The 23,395-nt window shown below is 47.0% G+C and carries 21 protein-coding genes and 2 pseudogenes; 14 read left to right on the top strand and 9 right to left on the bottom strand.

Annotated elements, in window-relative coordinates; all coding sequences use genetic code 11:
• Positions 1-18: 18 nt before the first annotated feature.
• Positions 19-2,064 (top strand): catalase, encoded by a 2,046-nt coding sequence (locus N288_RS02405; RefSeq protein ID WP_009792394.1) that lies wholly within the window; start codon positions 19-21, stop codon positions 2,062-2,064.
• Positions 2,065-2,107: 43 nt separating this feature from the next.
• Here the strand turns inward: N288_RS02405 and N288_RS02410 are convergent, their stop codons facing one another.
• A complete protein-coding gene (locus N288_RS02410; protein WP_009792393.1) occupies positions 2,108-3,358 on the bottom strand; it encodes a GGDEF domain-containing protein in 1,251 nt (416 codons plus the stop codon).
• A gap of 420 nt (positions 3,359-3,778) precedes the next feature.
• On the opposite strand from N288_RS02410, the gene N288_RS02415 reads away from it, so the two are divergent.
• Positions 3,779-3,979: a cold-shock protein gene (locus N288_RS02415; RefSeq protein WP_009792392.1), complete on the top strand. Its 201-nt coding sequence runs from the start codon at positions 3,779-3,781 to the stop codon at positions 3,977-3,979.
• Positions 3,980-4,073: 94 nt separating this feature from the next.
• Here the strand turns inward: N288_RS02415 and N288_RS02420 are convergent, their stop codons facing one another.
• Both N288_RS02420 and N288_RS02425 read right to left on the bottom strand, forming a co-directional pair.
• Positions 4,074-5,330 carry a cytochrome P450 gene (locus N288_RS02420; protein ID WP_035401879.1) on the bottom strand — a complete coding sequence of 419 codons (1,257 nt, stop codon included), beginning with the start codon at positions 5,328-5,330 and terminating at the stop codon, positions 4,074-4,076.
• Between the two features lie 172 nt (positions 5,331-5,502).
• Positions 5,503-6,012 carry an SRPBCC family protein gene (locus N288_RS02425; protein WP_101551975.1) on the bottom strand — a complete coding sequence of 170 codons (510 nt, stop codon included), beginning with the start codon at positions 6,010-6,012 and terminating at the stop codon, positions 5,503-5,505.
• Between the two features lie 230 nt (positions 6,013-6,242).
• On the opposite strand from N288_RS02425, the gene N288_RS02430 reads away from it, so the two are divergent.
• From N288_RS02430 to N288_RS02445, 4 genes are all read left to right on the top strand, one after another.
• Positions 6,243-6,869, top strand: a complete 627-nt coding sequence (locus tag N288_RS02430) for a metal-dependent hydrolase (RefSeq protein ID WP_009792389.1) — start codon at positions 6,243-6,245, stop codon at positions 6,867-6,869.
• A gap of 556 nt (positions 6,870-7,425) precedes the next feature.
• Entirely contained in the window at positions 7,426-8,682 is a 1,257-nt protein-coding gene (ltrA, locus tag N288_RS02435) for a group II intron reverse transcriptase/maturase (RefSeq protein WP_009792388.1), read from the top strand.
• Between the two features lie 204 nt (positions 8,683-8,886).
• Positions 8,887-9,462, top strand: a complete 576-nt coding sequence (locus tag N288_RS02440) for a LemA family protein (protein WP_022543308.1) — start codon at positions 8,887-8,889, stop codon at positions 9,460-9,462.
• Positions 9,462-10,202, top strand: a complete 741-nt coding sequence (locus tag N288_RS02445) for a TPM domain-containing protein (RefSeq protein WP_009792386.1) — start codon at positions 9,462-9,464, stop codon at positions 10,200-10,202. Before N288_RS02440 ends, N288_RS02445 begins: the two co-directional genes overlap by 1 nt.
• A 246-nt stretch (positions 10,203-10,448) precedes the next feature.
• Here the strand turns inward: N288_RS02445 and N288_RS02450 are convergent.
• A pseudogene (locus tag N288_RS02450) lies at positions 10,449-11,113 on the bottom strand (AlkZ-related protein).
• Positions 11,110-12,069, bottom strand: a complete 960-nt coding sequence (locus N288_RS02455; protein ID WP_009792383.1) for a DUF2268 domain-containing protein — start codon at positions 12,067-12,069, stop codon at positions 11,110-11,112. The pseudogene N288_RS02450 and the gene N288_RS02455 overlap by 4 nt, the downstream one beginning before the upstream one ends.
• A gap of 138 nt (positions 12,070-12,207) precedes the next feature.
• On the opposite strand from N288_RS02455, the gene N288_RS02460 reads away from it, so the two are divergent.
• Positions 12,208-13,026, top strand: coding sequence for a sugar nucleotide-binding protein (locus N288_RS02460; RefSeq protein WP_009792382.1), 819 nt, complete (start codon positions 12,208-12,210; stop codon positions 13,024-13,026).
• A 30-nt stretch (positions 13,027-13,056) separates the two neighbouring features.
• Here the strand turns inward: N288_RS02460 and N288_RS02465 are convergent, their stop codons facing one another.
• Positions 13,057-14,493 carry a carbon starvation CstA family protein gene (locus tag N288_RS02465; RefSeq protein WP_022543309.1) on the bottom strand — a complete coding sequence of 479 codons (1,437 nt, stop codon included), beginning with the start codon at positions 14,491-14,493 and terminating at the stop codon, positions 13,057-13,059.
• Between the two features lie 300 nt (positions 14,494-14,793).
• Here N288_RS02465 and N288_RS02470 point away from each other — a divergent pair, with 300 nt between their 5' ends.
• The 3 genes and pseudogenes from N288_RS02470 to N288_RS25790 all read left to right on the top strand — a co-directional run bounded on the left by N288_RS02470 (position 14,794) and on the right by N288_RS25790 (position 16,460).
• Positions 14,794-15,354 (top strand): CBO0543 family protein, encoded by a 561-nt coding sequence (locus tag N288_RS02470; RefSeq protein ID WP_022543310.1) that lies wholly within the window; start codon positions 14,794-14,796, stop codon positions 15,352-15,354.
• 111 nt (positions 15,355-15,465) lie between these two features.
• Positions 15,466-16,023: pseudogene (locus tag N288_RS02475) on the top strand (HAD family hydrolase); the annotation flags it as partial.
• 113 nt (positions 16,024-16,136) lie between these two features.
• Positions 16,137-16,460, top strand: a complete 324-nt coding sequence (locus N288_RS25790; protein WP_410110753.1) for a DUF4275 family protein — start codon at positions 16,137-16,139, stop codon at positions 16,458-16,460.
• A 54-nt stretch (positions 16,461-16,514) separates the two neighbouring features.
• Here the strand turns inward: N288_RS25790 and N288_RS02480 are convergent, their stop codons facing one another.
• Entirely contained in the window at positions 16,515-16,910 is a 396-nt protein-coding gene (locus tag N288_RS02480; protein ID WP_009792377.1) for a DUF2512 family protein, read from the bottom strand.
• Positions 16,911-17,115: 205 nt separating this feature from the next.
• On the opposite strand from N288_RS02480, the gene N288_RS02485 reads away from it, so the two are divergent.
• Positions 17,116-17,334: a hypothetical protein gene (locus N288_RS02485; protein WP_009792375.1), complete on the top strand. Its 219-nt coding sequence runs from the start codon at positions 17,116-17,118 to the stop codon at positions 17,332-17,334.
• Positions 17,335-17,390: 56 nt separating this feature from the next.
• Positions 17,391-18,122: a ZIP family metal transporter gene (locus N288_RS02490; protein ID WP_009792374.1), complete on the top strand. Its 732-nt coding sequence runs from the start codon at positions 17,391-17,393 to the stop codon at positions 18,120-18,122.
• An 81-nt stretch (positions 18,123-18,203) separates the two neighbouring features.
• Here the strand turns inward: N288_RS02490 and N288_RS02495 are convergent, their stop codons facing one another.
• Complete coding sequence (locus N288_RS02495) at positions 18,204-18,923, bottom strand: DUF3784 domain-containing protein (RefSeq protein WP_009792373.1); 720 nt, start codon at positions 18,921-18,923, stop codon at positions 18,204-18,206.
• Positions 18,924-19,033: 110 nt separating this feature from the next.
• On the bottom strand, positions 19,034-20,710 hold the full coding sequence (locus N288_RS02500) for a glycosyl hydrolase family 28-related protein (RefSeq protein ID WP_009792372.1): 1,677 nt from the start codon (positions 20,708-20,710) through the stop codon (positions 19,034-19,036).
• Positions 20,711-20,981: 271 nt separating this feature from the next.
• On the opposite strand from N288_RS02500, the gene N288_RS02505 reads away from it, so the two are divergent.
• Positions 20,982-21,815: a DODA-type extradiol aromatic ring-opening family dioxygenase gene (locus tag N288_RS02505; protein WP_009792371.1), complete on the top strand. Its 834-nt coding sequence runs from the start codon at positions 20,982-20,984 to the stop codon at positions 21,813-21,815.
• Entirely contained in the window at positions 21,808-23,217 is a 1,410-nt protein-coding gene (gene pepV / locus N288_RS02510) for a dipeptidase PepV (RefSeq protein ID WP_009792370.1), read from the top strand. The genes N288_RS02505 and pepV overlap by 8 nt, the downstream gene beginning before the upstream one ends.
• Positions 23,218-23,395: the final 178 nt, after the last annotated feature.

Raw genomic sequence — 23,395 nt, forward strand, 5'->3', positions numbered from 1 at the left:
ATATGAGGAGGAGACTGAATGAAAGATAACCGCAATGTAAATGAATCCAGCAAAAACGAACAGCTGGAGCAATTCAGGACAGACGACCGTGGAGAAAAGCTGACAACCAATCAGGGAGTCAAAGTATCAGAGGACGAGTTCTCGCTTAAAGCCGGTGTCCGGGGGCCTACCTTGCTGGAGGATTTTCATTTCCGGGAAAAAATGACTCATTTTGACCACGAACGGATCCCCGAGCGGGTCGTTCATGCACGCGGCTTTGCAGCGCATGGGGAATTCCAGGTATATGAATCTATGAAAAAGTATACAAAGGCAAAGTTCCTGCAGGACCCTGCTGTGAAAACCCCTGTATTTGTAAGATTCTCAACGGTCGTCGGCTTCCGGGGATCAGCCGAGACTGTCAGGGATGTGCGCGGGTTTGCGACAAAGTTTTATACAGAAGAAGGCAATTATGACCTGGTAGGCAATAATATGCCGGTATTTTTTATACAGGATGCCATTAAGTTCCCGGATCTTGTTCATGCAATCAAGCCTGAGCCGCATAATGAAATGCCGCAGGCTTCTGCTGCCCACGATACCTTCTGGGATTTTGTCGCCAACAATCAGGAATCCGCCCATATGATCATGTGGGCTTTGTCAGACCGCGCATTGCCAAGAAGCTTCCGCATGATGGAAGGGTTTGGCGTCCATACATTCCGCCTTGTGAATGAGGAGGGTATCTCGCATTTTGTGAAATTCCACTGGAAGCCTGTGCTTGGCGTCCATTCCCTCGTCTGGGACGAAGCACAGAAAATAGCCGGCAAGGATCCTGATTTTAACCGCAGGGATCTTTGGGAGTCTATTGAACAGGGCAACTATCCAGAATTCGAGCTGGGGATCCAGGTGATAAAAGAAGAAGACGAATTCTCCTTTGATTTCGATATACTTGATCCTACGAAACTCTGGCCGGAGGAGGACATACCCGTCCAAATCATTGGAAAAATGACGCTTAACCGGAATGTAGACAATGTTTTTGCGGAGACTGAGCAGGTCGCTTTCCACCCGGGCCATGTAGTGCCGGGGATTGATTTTACCAATGATCCGCTGCTGCAGGGGCGCTTGTTCTCCTATACTGATACACAGCTCCTTCGTCTGGGAGGGCCAAACTTCCATGAGATACCGATTAACCGCCCGGTTTGCCCTTTCCATAACAACCAGCGGGATGGTTTCCACCGGCAGACCATCAACAAGGGACCGGTGAGCTATCATAATAACTCAATCGCCAATAATACCCCTTCTCCTGCGTCAGAGGAAGAGGGCGGGTATGTTCATTACCAGGAGAAGGTCGAGGGTCGCAAGGTGAGGGCGAGGAGCGATAGCTTCAAGGACCACTTTTCACAGGCGAAGCTTTTCTGGAACAGTATGAGCGGACCGGAAAAGCAGCATATCATCGATGCGTTCAGCTTTGAACTCGGCAAAGTGAAGAGCAAGTCGATCCAGCAGCAGGTTGTGGACATGTTTGCCAATGTCGATCTTGAAATGACAAGAGAATTTGCAAAAAATATCGGGGCAGTCCCTCCTGAAGAGGGCGGTTCTGCTGTAACAAAATCCTCGCCTGCACTCAGCCAGGAAAAAACGAAGAAGCTCCCTGCAACACGCAAGGTGGGAGTCATTGCCGCTGATGGATTTAATGGAGAAATCATGAAGGTACTGGAAGCCTTGAAGGCAGAAGGCATTATGCCCGTCATAATCAGCAGCAGGCTCGGGAAGATTAAAGGCTCTGATGGAAGCGAGCTTGAAGTCCAAGATACATTCCTTACCACTGAATCTGTCTTGGTGGATGCCATATATGCCACAGGAGGCAGTGGCGGGACAAAGAAATTTCAGCAGGATGCAGCCTATTTCATCCATGAGGCCTTCGCTCACTATAAGCCGATCGGAGTGACTCATGAAGGCAGGAACTGGCTTGAAAACAGCGGTAAAAACAATGCTGCAGGAATTGTACTTGGAGATGGAGCGGAAAGCTTCGCAGAGGAGTTTATCCAGGCAATTGCCCAGCACCGCTTTTGGGAGCGGGAGCTGGTATAAAAGGAAAGCAGCGGAACATGATTCCGCTGCTTTCTTTGTAATGCTAAGACCCTATAGCTTCCAGGCTGACTAAACCGTTCTTGGCCGAAACACGGTTCCTGCCAAGATCTTTTGCCTGAAAAAGCAGCTGGTCTGCCAGGATATAGGCTTTTTCCATTGGAGTTTCTGTGTTCACCTTCCCATAATAAAGACCGAAAGAGGCTGTATAGCCTATCTGAATCCTTTTTCCGTGGAAATCGGCTTCAGCCGGCTTTTCCAAAAGCCCCCGGTTAATATCTTCAATCAGCTTGCTGCATTGATTAAAGTTCCTGCCGCGGAGGAAAAGAGTGAATTCCTCTCCGCCGCTCCGGATAAGGACATCTTCCTCTGTGAGCACCCTTTTCAGGCAATCCGCAAAATGCCTGATAACGCAGTCGCCTACTGCGTGGTTATAAGAGTCATTGATCAGTTTAAATTTGTCTATATCGGCCACTATGATCCCAACCGTTTCCTGGGCCTTGTCCAATTCCTTCATTTTCTGATCCATGAAGGCGCGGTTATGGACACCTGTGAGAAAGTCGGTATATGCCATCTGCTCAAATTTATCGCGCTCATATTTATGCTGTGCACTCTGTGACTTGGAAAGGAAAGACCGGCTCACAAGATAATTCAGCAGGAACAGGCCAAGGAGCATATCCCATTTCCCTTGCTGGAGGAAAAGAAGGAGGAATCCGTTTGTAAAAGCGATCTTTCCCATATCAAGGACACTCCTGCTTTTAATAAAATCGATTGCCTCCCTGCGCGTATTGATTTCTCCAAGGAACGAGAAGAAAATGATCAAATAAAGGTCAGACAGCATGGCTGTCACGGTAATAAGCAGCAGCATCAGCAGCCAGAAGCCGAATGGGATGCCTTCCATCCTGGGATACAGAGATTGAAAGATGAAATAGGCAATGCTGTTATTCAGCGTAAAGGCACCGATATTGTAAAAGGTATGGACGAATTCATCAGGATCTGCTGTTTTGGTCTTCACTTTTGTAAAATAAACCGTAAAGCGATAGAGCGTCTCGAATATCAGCAGCCCTGCTGGCCCGGCGAAAAGTCCGAATGAAAGGCTGTAGGTAATGCCATAGTCAATGGTCGAGCTGCCCAGCTTGCTGTGTATCCTAAGATGGAAATAAGAAGCAGAAAAGATCCAATAAAAAGCAAGGGCCAGGAGATATACATTCATCTCCGGAACCGTCCATTCCGATTGGGAAGCAACAGCAAGTGAGGTGAAGAAAATAAAAAAGATAAATAATCGCGCCTTTAGCATAATTGGTATTTGGACCCCTTCCCCGCGATTGTTATAAAAAAATCGGTCTTAAAAAGTCAAACAGCTTAACTGCCACAAACCTATTTTCTAATTATATAGCAATTTAAAAATTCAGAACATAAAAAAAACAAATATTACATGATTTTCCCAAATAGAACAGAAGGGTGCCAGGCACGGCAGATGGACATTTGTCCAACTATGGTGCCTGGCACATAAGAAAATTGTCGAGATTTATCGGATTGTTACCGTTTCCATTTTTTTAACGAATAAATTTGCTTATCCTTTGTTAATCTGTTATCATAAAGTGAAATTATTTTTGTTCGGTATATAAGGAAAGAACAGTTTTGATACTTTTCGCCTTGATAACTTTGAGCAAGAATAGTAATACAATGTGTGTTTACACGCAAGGAGGCAACAAACATGGCTACAGGTAAAGTTAAATGGTTTAATGCAGAAAAAGGATTCGGATTCATCGAAACTTCAGAAGGTCAAGATGTATTCGTTCACTTCTCAGCTATCCAAGGCGAAGGTTTCAAAACTCTTGACGAAGGTCAAGAAGTTTCTTTCGACATCGAAGAAGGTCAGCGCGGACCTCAAGCTTCTAACGTAGTTAAAGGCTAATACGCAAAGAACGGGCACTCAATTGAGTGCCTGTTTTTTTTCGGCAAAAAGGAAAGGACACCCGCCCTATAAACGGCGGAGTCCTCTTTAACGGTCATTTCTTTTTAATATTGCTCATAATAAAGCCGCTCTCTGGAAATGTCGGCATCCTGGAAAGGCTGAAGCTCAAGTCCTGATTCTCCGGAACAGAATAGTCGATCTCGTTCACGAGGAAGTCAAGGCTTGCTTTCATAACCTCAATCGTTATGCCTTCTCCGGGACAGCGGTGGCCTTTCGAGGCATCGCCGCCGCCTTGAGGGATCAGGTCAAAAAGGCTGCCGTCCCAATTTTCGAAACGCTCCGGCCGGAATTCGTACGGTTCCTCCCAAAGCAGCGGGTCATGGTTGGTTCCGTAAATGTCGAGAAGGACAAGCATCCCCTCTTTGAATTCCGCCTCATTCCAGATGAAGTCTTTGCGTACAATCGCTCCAAGGAACGGACCGAAAGGATAAAAGCGCCGCACTTCCTGGACAAACATTTCAAGCTCGCTGCCGCTGCGGGTCTGCAGCATCTCCTTATAGCGGGGATGACCGTTAAGGGCAAGGGCAGAAAAGGCAATGAAAGTCGAAATGGCAACAATCGGGCGGAGAACATTGATGAGCTCGACAGCGGCCATTTGTGAATCAAGATGAGTCCCATCCAGATTTTTGTGGAAGGCCATTTCATACAGGGCAGTACCTTCTTCTGCAGCCAGCTTTCCATCTCTGACATCCTCGATAAGACCCCGTATCCAGTCTTCTGAGCTGCCCCTCGCATGCCTGCCTTTCCAATGGCGGGGACCAACCGCCCCGAAGGCGTCTACCATATCGGCAAACTCTTCAGCTCTCTCTTTTTCATCCTCCTGCTTCAGCGGGACACCCGCCCATGCACAGGCTGTGCGGCAGAGAATAACCTTTGCTTCTTCCATCAGCACAACTTCACGGCCGTCTTCCTGCCATTTGGCTGCCGCTGCCTTCCATTCATTCATGACCATCCCGGCAAGCCTTTTTTGGTGGGGAGGCGTCATCAGGGACATGAACAACAGTTTACGGTGGATATGGGCGTCACCGTCCATCGTCTGGATGGCATTTTCACCAAACAATGTTTTTTGTATCCGTTTGGGAGCGGCCCCGTTTCTTTTGAAACGGTCTGTATCATAGAATAGCCGAGCCGCTTCTTGTCCGCTCATGCAAATCACCTTTTGCCCGAGCAGCCGGGCTTCAAAAAGCTCTGTTCCGTACCGTTCTTTTCTGTTAGGAATAAATTCGTAGCCTTCCTTCATTAAAGTAAGGCTGTTATCAAGACTTTTATCATGAGGAATCTGCCCGTTCATGGCCATCAGCATCTGCTCCTTTGTATACCTGCATTTGTCTTGTATTATTTTTCACTAATTGCAGGCGGTTAAACACCGGGCTTAAGTTTCTTTAATAGAAACTTCTGAAACCCGGCAATATTGTTTGCAGGAACAAAAAAACTCCCCATTAAGTAATGGGGAGAATGACAGATTATTTAATCATCCTTAAGTATTCATCCAGCTGGCTGAAGGTGCTGGAGTATTCCTGGTGCAAACCATCAAGTGCAGCTTCAAAGCTGCGCTGCTCATGTTCTTCAGGATTTAGAGGGGACGCGAACAGCTCTATCTCGGTTTGATCCTCCGAACTGAGGAAGCCTACATGATTGACCACTTCAAGAGGCCATCCGGAATTAAAAGGAGCGCGGACAGCACTCCCTTCTTCATCTGAAAATGAATTTATAAATACGAGCTTATCCGGAGGAGAAATTTCATCAAAGATGAACCGGCCCCATATTTCATATCCTTCGGGAGACTTTTGGCTATAGTGGAACATTCCTTTTGGATGGAGTTCCAGCATGGTGACCTTCATGGCATAACCTTTTGGGCCCCACCAGTTCTTGAGGTGCTCTGCTTCTGTCCATGCTTTGAATACAAGCTCGCGCGGCGCATCGAATTTCCTTGAAACCACTAGCCCGGTTCGGGTATCTTTTAGCATTGTCATGTCCTCCTCCTTTGAAATATTCAGCCGAGGGAGGTGGGAAATAGAAGCTGCGAAGTCTGGCCCGGCCATAATTATACTATTCTAAATATACGTTAAAAGAATGAAAGCTGTAAATTTATTTATCAAAAATGAAGTTATATTTTTCCTGGAAAAGACTAATTCCCTATGCAATCATATGTTCTATTATGCTAGTATAATAAGTAACTTATAAAAAAAGACAGGATGACAGCATGAACGGAACAGCGCATATGACAGTCGGGGCAGTCATTGGATTTATGGCAGCAAATGCCGTGCAATCAAGCCCTGCGGAAACTCTTGTACTAGTGGGGATCGGCACAGCTTCAGCCCTCTTGCCGGATGCCGATATCGACGGCAAGCTCAGCAATAAAATTACGATATCACATAAAGCAATCCGCTCGATTGCCCAGACGATAGGGCTTTTGATGTGTTTGTACAGCTTTCTTGAAGGAGGAGATCAGGAGCGCTGGCTCGGAATGGGGGCTGGTGCAGCCATTGTAATCCTGGCATCCTTCATCACGAAGAGGAGGATGCTGACGGTTACAGGAATCGGGATAGCGGCCGGCGGCTTGTCTCTTCAGGAAAGCTGGCTTTTGCTTTTGGGCATATACATCATTGCAGCATCATTTGTCTCCCATAGGACCTACACGCATTCAGCGGCTGGCCTGATTTTCTTTGGGGTGATTGCCTATCAGCTCGATAGCTCCCTTGGGATAGAAGGAGTCTTTAAGACCTGCATGGCTGCCTATGCGAGCCATCTTATCACCGATATGAAGTTTTTACCTTTTAACAGGCGCGGCATTAAATTATTGCTGCCATTTTCATCAAAAGAGATATGAAGAAGCAGTCCTGAAGGGGGCTGCTTCTTTTTGTGTGCCGGGCATGTTCATCAACTAGGCGGTGCAAGTCCGCTATGGGCGTTGGGATATGCGAACCATTAGCTGAAGGCAAGGGTGTCCATGGCGACGTGGAATCTGAAGGAAGCCCTAGGCAAATCCTCGGTCTGAGGTACACGAATCACATTTGAGGTGGACTGTTTCAGGACGAGTTTGCAAAACAAAACAAAGTCCAAAATATCCCCGGATGGAACAGACATAAATGTGGCAGATATATGAGGAGAAAGTGGATGAACTTACCCCGGGAGGTCTCTTAGAAACCTCCGGAAGGAGAACCTGCTTAGTGATAAGCAGCTGAACTAAGAGAAGTCAGCAGAAGCCATAGTATCAACGATTTGTTGAGAAGGGCGGAACGAAAGGAGCTACCATGTTAGAGCAACTTTACAAAAGAACGATGACACAGCCAACAAATCTGGTTTAAGGCAGAAAGCTCGGAAAGCTGGAAACCTTAAACTAGCGTGGAGTTACTTTTGTGCAATCTCAAGAGCATGGAAACAATATGGAATGTAACCAAACATTAATTGACCGTATCGTTGATACTGAAAACCTTGACCTTGCTTTTAAAAAGGTTAAACGAAACAAAGGAGCAGCAGGTGTCGATGAGAAAGATATAGAAGCTACTCGCCTATATTTGAGGGAAAATGGACAAGAGATTATTCAACTGATACGAGAAGGAAAATACAAACCTCAGCCAGTTAGAAGGGTTGAGATACCAAAAGCTAATGGTGGAAAACGACAACTTGGGATTCCTACTGTGACGGACCGAGTGATTCAGCAAGCCGTGGTTCAAAGGTTAACACCTATATTTGAAAGGCAGTTCAGCCACTTTAGTTATGGTTTTCGACCGAATAAGAGTGCACATCAAGCCATCGAACAGGCAAGACAATACATCGAAGAAGGCTACAACTTCGTTGTAGATATGGATCTAGAGAAATTCTTTGACCGAGTCCAGCATGATAAGCTCATGTCTCTGATAGCCAAGACCATCTCTGATAAACCGACACTTAAGCTTATCCGAAGATTTCTTCAAGCCGGGGTTATGGTGAACGGTGTGGTTATTACCAACAGAGAGGGGACTCCGCAAGGAGGTCCCTTAAGCCCTCTTCTCAGCAATATTATCCTTAATGAATTAGATAAGGAGCTGGAGAAAAGAGGACATAAATTTGTACGCTACGCAGATGACTGCAATATCTATGTTAAGAGCATTAAAGCTGGAGAGAGAGTTAAACAAGGAGTTACAGAATTTCTAGAGAGAAAATTAAAGCTAAAGGTCAACGAGGAGAAAAGTGCGGTGGGAAAGCCGAGTGCACGGACATTCTTAGGAGTGAGTTTCTATAGAACGAAAACCAGGGTGTACGTGCCAAAGAAATCAAAACAAAGGCTTGAAACCAAACTACTGAAGCTGACAAACCGTAACTGGGGAGTAAGTATGACTTACAGAATCCTTAAAATTAATCAACTCATCCAGGGGTGGGGGAACTATTTTAAAGTTGGGGATATAAAATCATACGCAGAGGATATCGATAAACATATCCGTCGTAGACTGAGAGCGTGCCTGTGGAAACAATGGAAAAAGATAAAGACCAAGTACAAAAACCTTAGGAAATTAGGTATCTCAAGAGAAAATGCACGGAAAAGCGCCAACACCCGAAAGGGTTATTGGCGCAACTCCCGAAACCCTGTAATTAATGCCGCCTTGAGCAATAAGTATTGGCGACAGCTAGGTTTAAAATCGTTACAAGTAATCATTTCATAAAACTTTCGAGGCGCCGTATACCGAACGGTACGTACGGTGCTGTGAGAGGTCGGCACGGTGACGTGCCTCCTACTCGATATAAGCTGGAAAGTTATATCCTGAAAATGCCATCTTTCATTCCCTTCTTGAAAGTTTAGCTTTCCGGAAAAGAAGGAAAAATAATGTTCAAGCAGATAAATCATCTATGAATTGGAAGTGGACAACTTGAAAAAGGGTTTTGCAGGGATAGCGATTGCCGTTGTAGCCTTAGTCATCATTTTTATGATGCTGGGATCCAGCTATAATGGATTTGTAAATGCTGAGGAAGATGTGGACAAAGCGTATGCGCAGATCGAAAACCAGCTTCAGCGAAGGCTGGATCTGATCCCAAACCTCGTTAATACAGTCAAAGGATATGCAGCACATGAGAAGGAAGTCATCCAATCCATCTCTGATGCCAGGGCGAGGCTGGCAGGCGCAAGGACGCCGGAAGAAGAAGCGACGGCCAATACCGAGCTTTCAAATGCATTGAGCAGGCTGCTCGTTGTGGTCGAGAACTACCCGAATCTGAAGGCGGACAAGCAATTTACGCAGCTGATGGATGAACTTGCCGGAACAGAGAACCGGATATCGGTGGCACGCAAGGATTATAATGAGCAGGTAGGAAGCTACAACAAAAGAATTAAAAGGTTCCCCGGTGCGATTGTTGCCAATGTGACCGGCTTTGATGAGAAAGAATACTTCCGGGCCGATCCAGCTGCCGAAGAAGCGCCTGAAGTTGATTTTGGGGGCAATGAGTAATGATTCGGCATCGGGCATTCCCTTTTGTTCTGGCCCTTCTCCTGCTGTTCATCTCTGCAGGCGCAGCACACGCTGAAGAAAACGGAATTCCCGCCCCGTCCGGGGATATATATGTCCAGGATTTTGCAGATGTCCTAAGCCTGGAGCAGGAAAATGAAATACGGGCCCTCGGGCGCTCTCTTGAAGACCGGACCACTGCCCAGGTAGCAGTCCTGACAGTGGAAACAACCGGGGGAAGGCCAATTGAGGAATACGCGAACCAGGCATTCCGGCAATATGCAATCGGCAGTGCCGAAGAAAACAATGGCGTCCTGCTTGTTCTTGCCATGAAGGACAAAAAAGCCCGGATTGAAGTCGGCTATGGGCTGGAGGGCCGGATACCTGACGGCAAAGCCGGAAGGATACTGGATGAAATGACGATTCCGCTGCTCCAGGCCGGACAGCCGGGGCAGGCTGTCCTTGACACCTATAAAACACTTGCCGGCGAAGCCGCAGCGGAGTATGGCCAGGGCCAGGGTACAGCACAGCCTGCAGGAGAGCAGGGCACAGGCATTCCTTCCTGGCTATTATTTATTATTATCGTCGGGGTCATTGTGCTGGATTTCATGTTCTTTGGCGGTACACTGACCTATATTCTTCTTTCTGTCATTTCGCGGGGCGGAGGAAGAGGCGGCGGAGGCGGACCACGTGGCGGCGGGGGAGGCTCATCCGGCGGCGGAGGTGCCAGCAGGGGCTGGTGAGAGAGAAAAGAAGGGCTGCTTGCGTGTGATTTTGCCGATTCGGTAGAAAAAGTCAGGAAATAATCAAAAAAACACTGGCTTTAAGTGAATGAATCCTTCAATCGGTAAATTCAAGCACCGCTCTGATTCTAAACCACTCACATTCAGCCGCTGCAAACACGTCTTAAGGCTAACCCCGAGCTTTAGACGAACAGATTAATAAAAAGCCGGAAACTATGAATGATTAGTTTTCGGCTTTTCACCATTTTAGGATAATATTTTTGAAATCTTCTTCATCGCTTCGTCCGGGCAGAAACCGGAGAAATGCTGCAATAGTTTTTCTCTGGCTTCCTCTCTGCTGATAGAGAGGCGATCAATCCCGTTTTTCTCCAGCCAGCTTTTTAGGAGGTGCTGTTCCATCCGTTCGTTTCCCCTGCTTCATTTTGTTTTTCCTTTATTCCGGAAATGACAATATCCATGCTTCCCTGCAGTTCCTGCAATCCTTGGTCGAAAGCCTTTTTGTGCTCTTTGCCAAGCATGTTCGCCTCTTTCCGCAAAAGGCGTGTATCAATTCCTTCCTGTGAGCGGATAAGGCTGTACAGAGTCAGCGCTTCTTTTGAAAGCTCCCCCTTATGGTATCTTTCTTCAGGCCCATCGTTTTTTCCCAGAACAGCGAGAAAAAGAGGTACCCAGTCTTTTGAAATGAAAACTGCCTTTTTACTGATGAACTTTCCGTAAGCGGCAATCCCTTCCCCCGCAAACCGGGTCCGCCATGTCCAAGGGTCTGAATCTCCCCCTGCATGCCAGCTTACAGGATCCGTAATGGTATTGAGCGCCGGGTATCCCGGAATGAGGGGAGCCAGCGGCAGCAGGCCTATCTCCTTGATGATGACTGCTGCTTCATTAAATTCCACTGCTTTGTAATCTTTCATGATTCAGCTTCCTCCTTTGGATAATATCTTTCTATGTATCTGCCTTTTTTCAATATTTCATCAGGCGAAGCGGCTGTCCACTCTTCGACGGTGCTGCCTGTTTCTTCAATGTAGGCTTTCACGATTTTGTATCCTTCGCTGTAGCCGTAATGGAGGGGAAGGGGGCCACCGCCATTAAGCACTTCAAGTGATCGGCTAAAGTCAGCCTTATGGAGGTCGTCTCTCACCTTATTCCAGAAAACTGGAGCTGCCTTTGTATCGAGGGGGAGGCTGGTCATTCCCGGATATACTGTTTCTTCAAACATGACGGCTTTTCCCTCAAAAACAAGGTTGTCCAAAACTGTATTCTGATGAGAACTCTCAAAATGCTGCTCTGTCCATGTGCTGTGATGGTATTCATGGGATATTGAACTTTTGATCATGCGATCAGAAGAATTATAATCACTATAATAAAAAATAATCCTGCCGGCACCGGTGGCCACCATGGTTTTAACCATTGTGTTGTCTGTCGGAAAAATGCACACATTGATGTCTTTAGTGGATGGGAGAATTTCAGAAGATTTTTCGAGCGCTTCTTTAATAATGGAGTCCAAATGCTCTTTGTCCATTGATTCAATTACTTTATTAAGGGTACCTGGAAATTTGTTCACCTGATAATCCTGGATTTCCTCTGCCATATGAGGGTAATCAAGGTCTGTAAAACATTCCTTTTCAATAGGCTTAAGAATTTTTTCTTCATAAAGTGCCTGCCGTTCCTGGCGTGGTGTCTGTTCAAGATTATCCAGATAATCTTCATAGAGGTACTGTGCATGGACAATGTTGAAATTCTGGTTTCCGCCATCATTTTTGAAGGATGAGACGACCGGCTTAGTTGCTTCATCGGCCTCTTTTTCACATCCGGCAAGAACTGCAGAAATGAGTATGAGAGTAACCAGCGTAAGGAGGGGCTGTTTCATCACGGTGCCTGCCTTTCTGTTAAATTAGGATATAAATATTATAGTTTAAATTTGGAAAAAATTACATGGTGTATCCCATATCTCCTTTCACCTTGAAAACGTTAAGCATATGTCCAGGAAAATGATTGGAGGCCGACTATGAAAAAACTGCTCATTTTAGGAGCCAGCGGGCTTATAGGAAAAGCTTTGGCAGAACAGGTAAGGGAGGATTTTAAGATTTATGCTACTTATCATTCTGCGGTGAATAGAACTGTGTCCGAGAGGGACATTCAGCTTGATGTCGGTGACCCTGGTGCTGCAGGGAGCCTGATTTCATCCATCAGGCCGGATATCACGGTTTCCTGCTTAAGGGGGGACTTTTCCGCTCAGCTTAAGTTCCATCAGGAGCTTGCGGAAGCAATGAAGGATGGAAACTCCATGCTTTATTATTTTTCAACAGCCAATGTTTTTGATGGGGATTTTTCAAAGCACCATAACGAGAATGATATGCCTCAATCACAGACCGATTATGGCCGTTTTAAGATCCGATGTGAAAGCATGCTGCAGGGGGTTCTGGGGGAGAGGGCAGCGATCATCCGGATTCCTGCAATATGGGGGAAGAAATCTCAAAGGTTAAGCCATCTTAAAGATGCGCTTCAGAAGAAGGAAGGGATGGAGGCTTACACTAATCTGGCATGCAATCATTTAACGGATGTGCAGCTGGCGAGGGCGGTGAGTTATATGATGGAGAACAGGCTGAAGGGAATCTTCCATTTAGGAACAAAAGATATGCTTTCGCAGTTTGCATTTGCCGCCAGGCTGGCAGAGCGTCTGCCAGGAAATCAGGAGAGTATCCGGCCTGTCATTTTCGAGGACGAACATAACAGCTATCATTTTGGCCTTGAGTCCATCAGGCAGGATATTCCTCCGCATCTGGTATTCTCTCATGACGATATGATCGAAGAATTATTGAAGTAAACAAAAAAGGGCCGAGGCCCTTTTTGTAGTTTATGCCGCGCGGAAATCCTTGCTGTTCACCCGCAGCTGGCGGTATTTGAATATCTGGCTGATATACCAGGCGAGCACGGCGGCCGCCAGCGAGAAGCCAATGATCATGGACAGCCGGTAATCCATCCCCAATCCTTCCGGTGCGTAAAAAATATACGTGCAGACGACGCCTGTCATAAACAGGGCCGGCACCCCGCAGATCCAGTGAAAGCGGCTGTTCTTCAGAAGGTATACAGTGCCTGTCCACAGCATGACGGTAGCAACCACCTGATTGGTCCAGCCCACATATCTCCAGAGGAAAGTGTAGTCAATGGTTGCCAGGAACAGAGCCGGCACTGCAACCAGCACGGTTACCAGAAGAATCTTGATTTTGCTTTCCATATTAAAGAATTTGGCAAAGATTTCAGTCAGGATCATACGGGAAGAGCGAAGTGCCGTATCTCCCGTGGTGATAGGCAGAATGATAACGCCAAGAATGGCCAGGATTCCGCCAAGTGTCCCAAGAAGGGAGGTGGAGATTTCATTCACGACTCCGGATGGGCCTCCTGCTGCGAGTGCCTCTCCCAGGCCGGCTGTTCCATTGAAAAAGGTCATGCCGGCTGCTGCCCAGATAAGGGCGATGACGCCTTCAGTAACCATGGCGCCATAAAAGATTTTGCGGCCGTCTGATTCTTTTTTCATCGTACAGGCGACAATCGGGCTTTGCGTACAGTGGAATCCTGAAATGGCTCCGCATGAAATGGTGACCATCAATAGCGGCCAGATCGGCAGCTCCCCTGGATGAAGGTTCTCCAATGTCAGGTTGGGGATGCTTTTACCGGAAAAAAGTAATGAAATGCCGATTGCCAATGCCATGAAAAGCAGGATGCCGCCGAGCAGAGGGTAAATCTTCCCGATAACGCGGTTGATCGGCAGGATGGTTGCCAGCAGGAAATAGGCAAAAATAATCAGCAGCGAGACCGTAAAACTGAGAGGTGTCAGCTGGGCGATCAGCTGGGCGGGGCCGGCGGTGAACGCGGCTGCCACCAGCACCATCAATACAAGCGAAACGACGCTGATAATGGTTTTAACGGTTTGTCCGAGATAACGGCCGACAAGGGAAGGGTATTGTTCTCCCTGATGGCGGAGGGACATCATGCCTGAAAAATAGTCATGGACGCCTCCTGCAAAAATTGTTCCTGCCACTATCCAAATAAAGGCTGCAGGACCGTATAAGGCTCCGGCCACCGCTCCGTAGATCGGCCCGAGGCCAGCTATATTTAAGAGCTGAATCAGGTTTCCCTTCCACCAGCTCATCGGTACATAATCGAGATTGTCCCTTTTCGTATATGCAGGTGTCGGAGTGCTGTCATTAATGATGAATACGCGTTCCACAAATTTAGAATAAAAAACGTAGCCGAGTACAAGCAGGACTAGTGCTCCAAAAAAAGTAGCCATTATTGTTCTCCTCCTGTTGATTGCTTTTGGAATATGAAACATTTTAACACTTTTATGCATAAAAACAACAGATTTTTCAGAAAAAATATAAAATTTGGTTTATTGGCTCTGGACACCATTCTTGCACCAGAGCCTATTTAATCATAAAGAAAGCCCTTACTGCCCAGCGGACTTTTTTCCTGAATTCCAATAAGCTATGGGCTGTTGCTTCTAGAGGAAATGGGGAAGATGCATGTATGATATTCCGATAGTGCGGGACACTAACGGCTATTAAGACACATGACGGCAGGAGCATTAAATATGAGCCACACAGCTGCCCATTACGCCATTTTATGGACCGTTCTGATTGCTACCGGTGCAGGCAGTCTATATTTGATAAGGTATAACACTCTCCGCTATGGGATTATGTTCATATTGAGCAGCATCACTGCCGCACTATTCTGCGTAATGTTTTTCAGGATGGGCTTTTACCGCTATGCTCTGCCAATGAAAGAGGTTCTGCCGGCAGCAGCCGTCAGCTTCAGTTTCCTGGCAATATTATTGATTAGGTACAGACCTGAAAAAAACACTTTTCCTTTCTTTTTTATCAGTATCACAGCCGTGTTTTCCATTGAAGTCCTTTTAAAGGATTATGCGGGCTTTATAAGGTTTCACAATGGCTGGGATTATTGGGACTCTTATTCCCTTTATTGGCTTTTCCTCCGCCTGATGGGGTTTGTGGGCGAGTTTTTTATCCCAAGAGCCTACCGGACCCCAATCAGAACAAATACAAAGGGTTATTGGCTTCTTTTTATTGCCATGTTGATTTATGCCTGCTTTGGTGTGTATATACTAAATAAAGGATGGGCGGAAATATTGTAGTTGTGCAAAAGCTGCTGCCAGGCAGCTTTTTCCAATTAATTAAGGTAAATATATCCACTTTAGAGAAAAGGATGTAAAATGGGGGGGACGAAGTAATCGGGAGGAGCTGTAATGAAAGCTGTTTTCTTTGATCTGGATGGGACCCTGCTGGACCGTGATGCTTCTATAAAAGAATTCTCAATTCAGCAGTATCAGAGATATTACGATAAACTCAGCCACATCCCTCAAGCTGTGTTCACGAATAGATTCAAAGAACTGGATGCCCGGGGATATGTCTGGAAAGATAAAGTCTATCAGCAGATGGAAGCGGAATTCACTTTCCAAGGGATTGCGGCTGAAGATCTTTTAATGGATTATCTTAATCATTTCCACCAAAGCTGTGTTCCGTTTCCCCATCTAATTGAAACATTGTCTGATTTGAGAGACAGGCAGATAAAGATGGGGATTATCTCGAATGGCAGATGGGGTTTTCAAATGGCGAGTATCCAGGCTCTTCAGGTTGAGGAATATTTCGGAGTGATCCTGATTTCGGAGCAGGAGGGCATCAGCAAGCCGGATCCGCAAATCTTTCACAGAGCTATGGACAGGCTCTGCGTTTCTCCATATGAGAGTGTGTTTGTCGGAGACCATCCGGTTAACGATATAGAAGGCTCAAAGAGGTGCGGAATGGAAGCTGTATGGAAGAGGGATCCAAACTGGAATAATACGGCTGTGAAGTGGAAGATTGATGATTTAAAAGAACTTCCGTTGTTGATAGATAGAATGAGAAGGCTGGCGTCTATCTGCACGATTCGGACGGAGCGTGCGGATATCTCTGGCATCTCTTCAGCTGGAAGAAAGCGGAGTGTCTCGAAGGGGACAGTGCGGATGCGGCATTCAGCTGGGCAGAAAAAGCAGGCTGCTATCTTTTTTACCAACATTGCGACAAGGCTCTGATTCTCGATGATGCCTTTGCCCTTCAAACCTGCGATCTGCTGGGAGAGGAAGATGTGTATATAACAGACAGGCAGTTTCGCTGGACCTATGTCAGAACACATGAGACAGGTTTGTGCGGGCCGTATTTCCATCATCTTGACAAATCTCCGGCTGCTATTAAATTCAAGTAGGCTCGGCCAGCATAAGAAAGTCCCGGGAAATGGCCCCGGGACTCTTTATTTTAATTAATATGCATCTGTTCTATGCTTTTCACCGAAAACATGGCTGTCCAGGTATTTATGGAAGAACCATTCTCCTGCTGCAATGACGATGGCGCTGATGATAGAAGCGATGATGATGTCACTGTCATTGGCAACAAGGTTATTGCCCATGAACCAGATAACCAGGAATGCGAGCACCGCATCTGAAATAGTCGCAATCAAATTTCTTTTTCCCTGGTCTGAACGGTCTCCTGTTGTACGGAAGATTAACAGGTCGCCGGCAATATAAGCCAGAATGGTCAGAACCACACTAATGAGCAGGGAATCGGTCAGACTTACATCAAAAAAGCCGGTTAAGATAATGCCCAATACAACAGCAATCATCACAAATTTAATGAGAAGTGCCTTAACATGTTCCATTGTTCATCCTCCTTCTGTGGTGTTGGTATATCCATTACTTAGCCTGGCCAGCCCGGGCATAAACCCAAATATTTTCCTGCAGGAAAGGGAATTAATACCAAAAATAATCATGCTTAAAAGGGTGGCAAGCGGGTAATGATTGGTAAAATCCTGAAAAAATTGCTTCATACTGATTCAATAAAATAGCAGTAATCCAGGGAAATATATGGCCAACATCCAACATGAAATGGAGCTGAGCAGCATGGACGGTAAAGGGACCGACCAGATCATCAAACTTCTGGAAGATGAGAAAAAGCTCTATGAAGATAAACAGATCAAGCTGGCTATCGAAAAGGGGAGCAAAGAGAAGGAAGCTTATGTAAAGGGAATTTCAGAAGGATTATCGATTGCTGCAGCCATCATTTCCGGTGCTGGTGAGAAGTAATCGACCCGGGGGAAGTAAAGGACAGCGGACATTGGTGAGGAAAGGCAAGGGCTGAAATGGACAATTCTTTCATTGGCATTATACTATCTGCAATGGCAACAGGATTGGGCGCTGTTCCAATCCTGTTTTTGGATAAAATTAACGGGAAAATGAAGTGCATCCTGCTGGGATTTGCTTCAGGGGTCATGATGGCAGCGACAGCTTTCAGCCTTATCCCTGAGGCACTTAAGGCCTCTAATTTACTGGTGCTCTCAATAGGGATGCTTGCCGGTACAATTATACTGAACTATGTGAATTCAAAGGTTTCGGAGCTGGATGCCGGCGACATACGCTTTAATCCAGGCATCGACAGAAAAACGCTTTTCATCGTCATTGCAATCATGCTTCATAATTTGCCGGAAGGCCTTTCGGTGGGGGTGAGCTACGGATCGGGCGAAGATAATCTCGGAACGATCATTGCTTTGGCTATCGGTCTGCAGAATGCCCCCGAGGGGTTCCTGGTCGCCATTTATTTACTCTCAGAAAATATCTCAAGAATTAAATCCCTCCTGATTGCCGCTCTTACGGGAGCGGTCGAAATCGTTACAGGGACGATCGGCTACTTTCTGGCATCAAAGGTGGATGGCCTTGTTCCATATGGCCTGAGCTTTGCGGCCGGAGCTATGCTTTTTGTGATCTTTAAAGAGCTGATCCCTGACAGCAATGAAAGGAAGGAAGAGAAAATTCCAACTTATGCTTTTGTGCTCGGGCTCCTTGCTATGCTGTTCCTTGTCCAGGAGTTTGGATAAGGAAAGGAAAAGGCAATGGCCGCAGGTTCGGAGAAGAATCCGGAACCTGCGGCCATTGTTCTGAGAAAAAGCCGGCAGCATTTACTCGACACTGTTTGCCAGCCGTTCATGCCATTTTAAAGTCTGTTCTTCGTTCTCCCCATTGATGAAGATATGCTTTCTTCCCATTTCAATATAAATATAGGGGGCTTCTTTGTGGATAAAGAGAAGGCTGCTTCCATAACCTTCTACCGTAAACCGGCCTTTTGCAAGGGTTGACAGGCCAAAGCCGTTTTCCTTCCAGGTAACCTCCGGCATTTCCTCAAGCAGTTCTAGTTTCGTAATACTCTCAATTGGCCATTCATCCCCATACATGCCTGTTATTTCAAACGTATCTTCTGTGATTGCGAGATCCGGCTTTTGATAGCCGAGATAGGTAAGGGCGCTGATGAATCCAATCACGACGAAGGAGAGGATGCTGGTGAACCAATACATTCTTTTTCTTTTGCGGGGAATTTCGAACTTGGACAAATAGATGCTGCCGCCGAGGAGGAAAAGAAGCATAAAGCCAATTTGGACTTCCATTGCATATGTGAAGCCCGTAAAGGCAAGTGGAAGAAGGATGAGCATCCCGATTGCCGTCGCCAGCAGGAGGCCGCCCGTTTTCTGGGGCATTTTATTCTGAATGAGTTCCTCCTGCTCTGCTGCGGGACGTCCGGCAAAACCAGAAATGAGCCAGTAGTTCTTTTTATAGCGGATGGCCCATCCGAGAATAGAAAAAAGCACAATAACAAATACCTGTATACCTGCGAGGAACCACATAAAAACCACTCCTTTTTTGTTCGCTGTCTACTCTACGGATGGAGAGGGGCTTTGGATTCAGCTTTATGCGGTTCCTGAAAATAATAACCCTGAAAGATTTATTTGCTGCTTTATGCCATCCCGTGCTTTTTGCCTCCAACAGATACAGGGGTTTTGTAGCCTTCTGCGTGCACATCTTCAATACTGGCATGTTCACTGTTATCAGCCAGACCGAACCTGCCGTTCTCTCCTTCTGCCCGTACCTCCGAAACGCTGACATGCCGGATGCCTTCGCCAATCTGGATTCCCTGCTTTGCAGACCCTTGGATGGAGGCTTTGCTGATCTCTACATGATCAGCCCGCTGAGCTCCGCCGAACACTTTAATATCCACTCCTGCTTGTTTAAAGCCCTGAATGGCCAGGCGGTTCAGAACGACATTCCTCGCTCGGTATTGGATGGCAATGATGGGATTGCCGGCATAGTCATATTCAGGGTCGCCTATCAGTGTGAATTGGTTGATCACAACATTTTTATAAGCTGATACGACCAATCCCCTGGGTGCAGAGCCCGCATAAAGGTCTGTATGCACCGGGTGGATGCTCACTATCTTTGTTGCCCTGATATTGCGGGCGGTCTGCGATTCAGGATCGCCGGCTTTATGATGGCCGATGTGGCGGAAGTTAAAGGAGCGGTTATCATTAACGGAAAGGTGGCCGATGATCTGGACATCAGAGGCTGCTGAAGAATTATGATGTGCCTTGATTTCAACCCCGCCGAAGCAGCGTGCGGATGAGTTATTGACGAGCCAGACATTTCTTGAGCCATCATCCACTTCAATGCCGTTTGAATTGGAGAAGCCTTTTTTGTGGGTACGGCCGCTTGGATCGCACATATGGCAGTTGGAGATCAGTATATTGTCGCTGTGATGGGTGGTGATCCCGTCATCTCCAAATCCATAGCCGTTCAGCTTGTCCAGCCAGACATAGCGGCTGCCTCCGCGTGCGCGGTATCCATCTCCTGAGTAGTTATAGAGTGTGGACGAAATATCAAAACAGTGAAGGCCGGGATTGATGGCTTCCACATTTTTTACCCATCCATACATCACGTTTGCATACGTAAGGCAGCTGGAGTGGTTTCCCCAGGTGCTGGTTTTAGCTGCATTGCCGAGCCTTTCGACGTTCCAGTCCAGGCTCAGGTTCCGGACAAGGATATGATGGTTCCCTTTCCAGTGATTTGAATTGGTCACCAGCCTTGCCGCCTTAGGAGACTGGTCAAGAAGTTTTATGACTGTCAGGCCTTTTCCTTCCCCCTGCAAGAGAGTCCATGAAGGGAGCTGAATGCCAGACACCAGATAGGTGCCGGCCGGAATGCTGACTTTTGCCTTGCCTCTGCCGATGGCCCGCCTGAAGGCTTCTGTATCATCGGTTATCCCATCTCCAGCTGCTCCGCATTCTTTAACACAAACCTCTTTTTCTAAGGCATGGAATAGCCTGGTATATTCCTGGTCAAGCTTTTTTTTCCAGAGAGGGAAGGCAATGCCGGATTCATCAACTATTGTACTATCGGTCTCTTCATTATTCCGGTCTGCGGTCAGGATCAGGTTTTCTGCTGCTTTAATCAATTTCTTGAAAAACCCTTTGCCGTAATCAGGCGTTTTTCCGCTGTGGCCCGGGCCGGAAGGGGTTCTTCTCTCGTTAAACAGCCTGTCTGTCTCCTCGGCAAGCGTTTTTGTATCAAGCCCCGGGCTAAACTTATCTATCAGCTCTTTATTGCGGCACGGATCATGCTGCTTATCCAAAAATAGCATTTACGGATCACCTCTATTTCTTTGAGCCTGCTGGGCTATTGTATTATTCCCGTCCGGACAGGCTGCTAACCTTATTGCATCCAGAGGAGGGGAGAGAGCGGCAAATAGGAAATTAATAGACAGAAAATTGCAACTGGGTTAGTTTTATTATTAGAATACATGCGAAAAGGGGATGAGTGCAAAGAAGCTGTAAGGTTCTGTCTGAAAAAGGTTCACTTCAGAAGGATAATATCTGAATGAATTTAGATTATACACGAAGGGAAGAGACTAGATGAATCCGTTTGTATTTGCCTGCATCACTCCGCATGGTGGAGAAATCATACCTGAACTGCAAGGGGAAAAGCCGGAGCGCATGGAAAAGACGAGAAAGAGCATGGGGAGGCTTGGGGCCCTGATGGATAAAGCCCGACCTGACAGCCTGATTGTGCTCACTCCCCATGGAACGCGCATCAATGGACAATTCGCAGTGGCTGTTTCTGAAAGGCTTGAGGGGGAAGCGGCTGAAAATGGTTCCTCCTTTATGATGGAGAGAAAAACCGATCTGATGCTTGCTTCCTCTATTTTGGCGGAGGCTGAAGCGAAAGGGCTTCCTGCAGCCGGAATCAATTACGGAACAAGTGCAGGCCCGCTATCCTGCCTTCCCCTTGATTGGGGTGCAATAGTACCGCTTCGTTTTATGCCCGAGGTGCCGGTTGTGGTCATTACGCCTTCGAGAGAAATAACTTATGAGCAGCATATCGCTTTTGGCAGGGCAATCAGAAAAGCAGCAGGGGAATCAGGGAGAAAAGTCGGCCTGATCGCCAGCTGCGACTGGTCTCATACGCATGACAGCGAAGGGCCTTATGGCTATCATCCGGCTGCGGAGGAATTGGACCGCCGGACAGCAGAATTGATAGAGTCAGGGAGGCTGGAAGACCTTGCTTTGTTCGATCCGGAGCTCGTGGAGAATGCAAAGCCGGACGGGATCTGGCAGACACTGATCCTGGCGGGGGCAGTCCCGGAGGAGGAACGGCACAGCAGGCTGCTCTCTTTCGAAGCGCCCACCTATTTTGGATTGATTTGCGCCGCTTATTATCAGAACCGGGAGGCAAGGGAAAATGATTGATTGGCAAAGGGAAGCAGAGGTACGGAAAAACGATCTGATGAAGGATCTGATTGGGATATTAGAAATTGCCAGCATCAAAGATTTATCCACGGCAACTGCAGAAAGGCCGATGGGGGATAAAATCGGCGAAGCGCTGGAGTATATGCTGAAGCTTTCCGAAGAAGCAGGCTTTACAGTGAAAAATGTGGATGGAATGGCCGGGCATGCCGAGCTGGAAGGCGGCGGGGAGGGAACAATCGGCATTCTTTGCCATGTGGATGTCGTTCCGGCCCCCGGCGAATGGACAACACCGCCCTTTGAACCTGAGGTAAGGGACGGCAGACTGTATGCACGTGGAAGCATAGATGACAAAGGTCCGACACTTGCCGCTTTTTATGGATTGAAAATGGTCAGGGAACTTGGACTTGAGCTAAGGAAAAATGTCCGGATCATCTTCGGGACAGATGAGGAAAGCGGGATGAGCTGCATGCGCCATTATGCAGAAGCAGAGCTTATGCCGGAGGAAGGCTTTGCTCCTGATGCGGTTTTTCCGATCATCAATGCTGAAAAAGGCCAGATGAATGTGAAATTGGCAATTGGGACGGGCAGGAAAGAACCGGGGCAGGAGAGGGTCTTGTCACTGCTGTCCTTCCAATCGGGCAGCCGCATTAATATGGTGCCTGAAAGTGCTTCTGCCAGTGTGGCCGGTCCTGATGCAGGACAGCTGGAAAAAGACTTTATCCTTTTCTGTGATGTAAACGGCGTCCGCGGAGATGTTGCTATAACTGATGATGTTGCTACTTTCAATCTGTATGGAACTGCAGCTCATGGGATGGAGCCTTTCAAAGGTGTGAATGCCGGGACCCTGCTTGCCGTTTTCCTGGCAGATTTGGAAGTACAGCACACCGGGGCGGAATTCCTTTCTTTCTTAAAGCTTCTCCATGGGGATTTTTACGGCCACAGGCTTGGCATTTCATACAAAGATGAAGTATCCGGTCCGCTGACAGTCAATCCGGGCATCATCTCCTTTGATCAGGCTGGTGAAAGCTTTGTGCAGCTGAATATCCGCTGTCCGGTTTCCTCTGTTTATGAAGATCTGAAAAACAGGCTGGAGGAAGCGGCTGAGTCTCAGGGGTTTAACCTTGAAGATTACAGAGAGTCGCAGCCCCATTACGTGGCCCCGGGGCACCCTGTGATTGAAGCCCTTCAAAAGGCATACCAGGAAGAGACAGGAGAAGAGCCGGTCCTTTTGTCAACAGGCGGAGCCACATACGCCAGGTTCATGAAAAAAGGGGTCGCTTTTGGCGCCTGCTTCCCTGGGAAAGAAATCACTGCCCACCAGAAAGACGAATACATTGAAGTGGATGATCTGGTCAAGGCGGCAGCCATCTATGCAAGGGCTATTTATGAGCTTGCAAAATAAAAACAGGCTGTTTGATCAACTTTTATTCAGGTGGCGGCAGTGGTCTGGCATAGATGATCCCTCTCGATTTTAAAAGGTTAAACTAAATCGATTTAAGTAAAGAAGCTCAGCATGAAGCTGAGTTTTTTTGCTGTTCATCTTTATTTGTTATTGTAAATATTCAGCCAAAAGTGTAAAA

Origin of the sequence: Bacillus infantis NRRL B-14911, from assembly GCF_000473245.1 — a bacterium.
Lineage (GTDB): Bacteria > Bacillota > Bacilli > Bacillales > Cytobacillaceae > Bacillus_AB > Bacillus_AB infantis.

Excerpts from the sequence above, each read along its gene's own strand:
- N288_RS02415 (WP_009792392.1), top strand. The coding sequence starts at position 3,779 with ATGGCTACAGGTAAAGTTAAATGGTTTAATGCAGAAAAAGGATTCGGA.
- N288_RS02410 (WP_009792393.1), bottom strand. The coding sequence starts at position 3,358 with ATGCTAAAGGCGCGATTATTTATCTTTTTTATTTTCTTCACCTCACTT.
- N288_RS02485 (WP_009792375.1), top strand. The coding sequence starts at position 17,116 with ATGGCCAACATCCAACATGAAATGGAGCTGAGCAGCATGGACGGTAAA.
- N288_RS02425 (WP_101551975.1), bottom strand. The coding sequence starts at position 6,012 with ATGACAATGCTAAAAGATACCCGAACCGGGCTAGTGGTTTCAAGGAAA.
- N288_RS02490 (WP_009792374.1), top strand. The coding sequence starts at position 17,391 with ATGGACAATTCTTTCATTGGCATTATACTATCTGCAATGGCAACAGGA.
- ltrA (WP_009792388.1), top strand. The coding sequence starts at position 7,426 with ATGGAATGTAACCAAACATTAATTGACCGTATCGTTGATACTGAAAAC.
- N288_RS02500 (WP_009792372.1), bottom strand. The coding sequence starts at position 20,710 with ATGCTATTTTTGGATAAGCAGCATGATCCGTGCCGCAATAAAGAGCTG.
- N288_RS02445 (WP_009792386.1), top strand. The coding sequence starts at position 9,462 with ATGATTCGGCATCGGGCATTCCCTTTTGTTCTGGCCCTTCTCCTGCTG.
- N288_RS02405 (WP_009792394.1), top strand. The coding sequence starts at position 19 with ATGAAAGATAACCGCAATGTAAATGAATCCAGCAAAAACGAACAGCTG.
- N288_RS02460 (WP_009792382.1), top strand. The coding sequence starts at position 12,208 with ATGAAAAAACTGCTCATTTTAGGAGCCAGCGGGCTTATAGGAAAAGCT.
- N288_RS02480 (WP_009792377.1), bottom strand. The coding sequence starts at position 16,910 with ATGGAACATGTTAAGGCACTTCTCATTAAATTTGTGATGATTGCTGTT.
- N288_RS02495 (WP_009792373.1), bottom strand. The coding sequence starts at position 18,923 with ATGTGGTTCCTCGCAGGTATACAGGTATTTGTTATTGTGCTTTTTTCT.
- N288_RS02465 (WP_022543309.1), bottom strand. The coding sequence starts at position 14,493 with ATGGCTACTTTTTTTGGAGCACTAGTCCTGCTTGTACTCGGCTACGTT.
- N288_RS02430 (WP_009792389.1), top strand. The coding sequence starts at position 6,243 with ATGAACGGAACAGCGCATATGACAGTCGGGGCAGTCATTGGATTTATG.
- N288_RS02505 (WP_009792371.1), top strand. The coding sequence starts at position 20,982 with ATGAATCCGTTTGTATTTGCCTGCATCACTCCGCATGGTGGAGAAATC.
- N288_RS02420 (WP_035401879.1), bottom strand. The coding sequence starts at position 5,330 with ATGAACGGGCAGATTCCTCATGATAAAAGTCTTGATAACAGCCTTACT.
- N288_RS02470 (WP_022543310.1), top strand. The coding sequence starts at position 14,794 with ATGAGCCACACAGCTGCCCATTACGCCATTTTATGGACCGTTCTGATT.
- pepV (WP_009792370.1), top strand. The coding sequence starts at position 21,808 with ATGATTGATTGGCAAAGGGAAGCAGAGGTACGGAAAAACGATCTGATG.
- N288_RS02455 (WP_009792383.1), bottom strand. The coding sequence starts at position 12,069 with ATGAAACAGCCCCTCCTTACGCTGGTTACTCTCATACTCATTTCTGCA.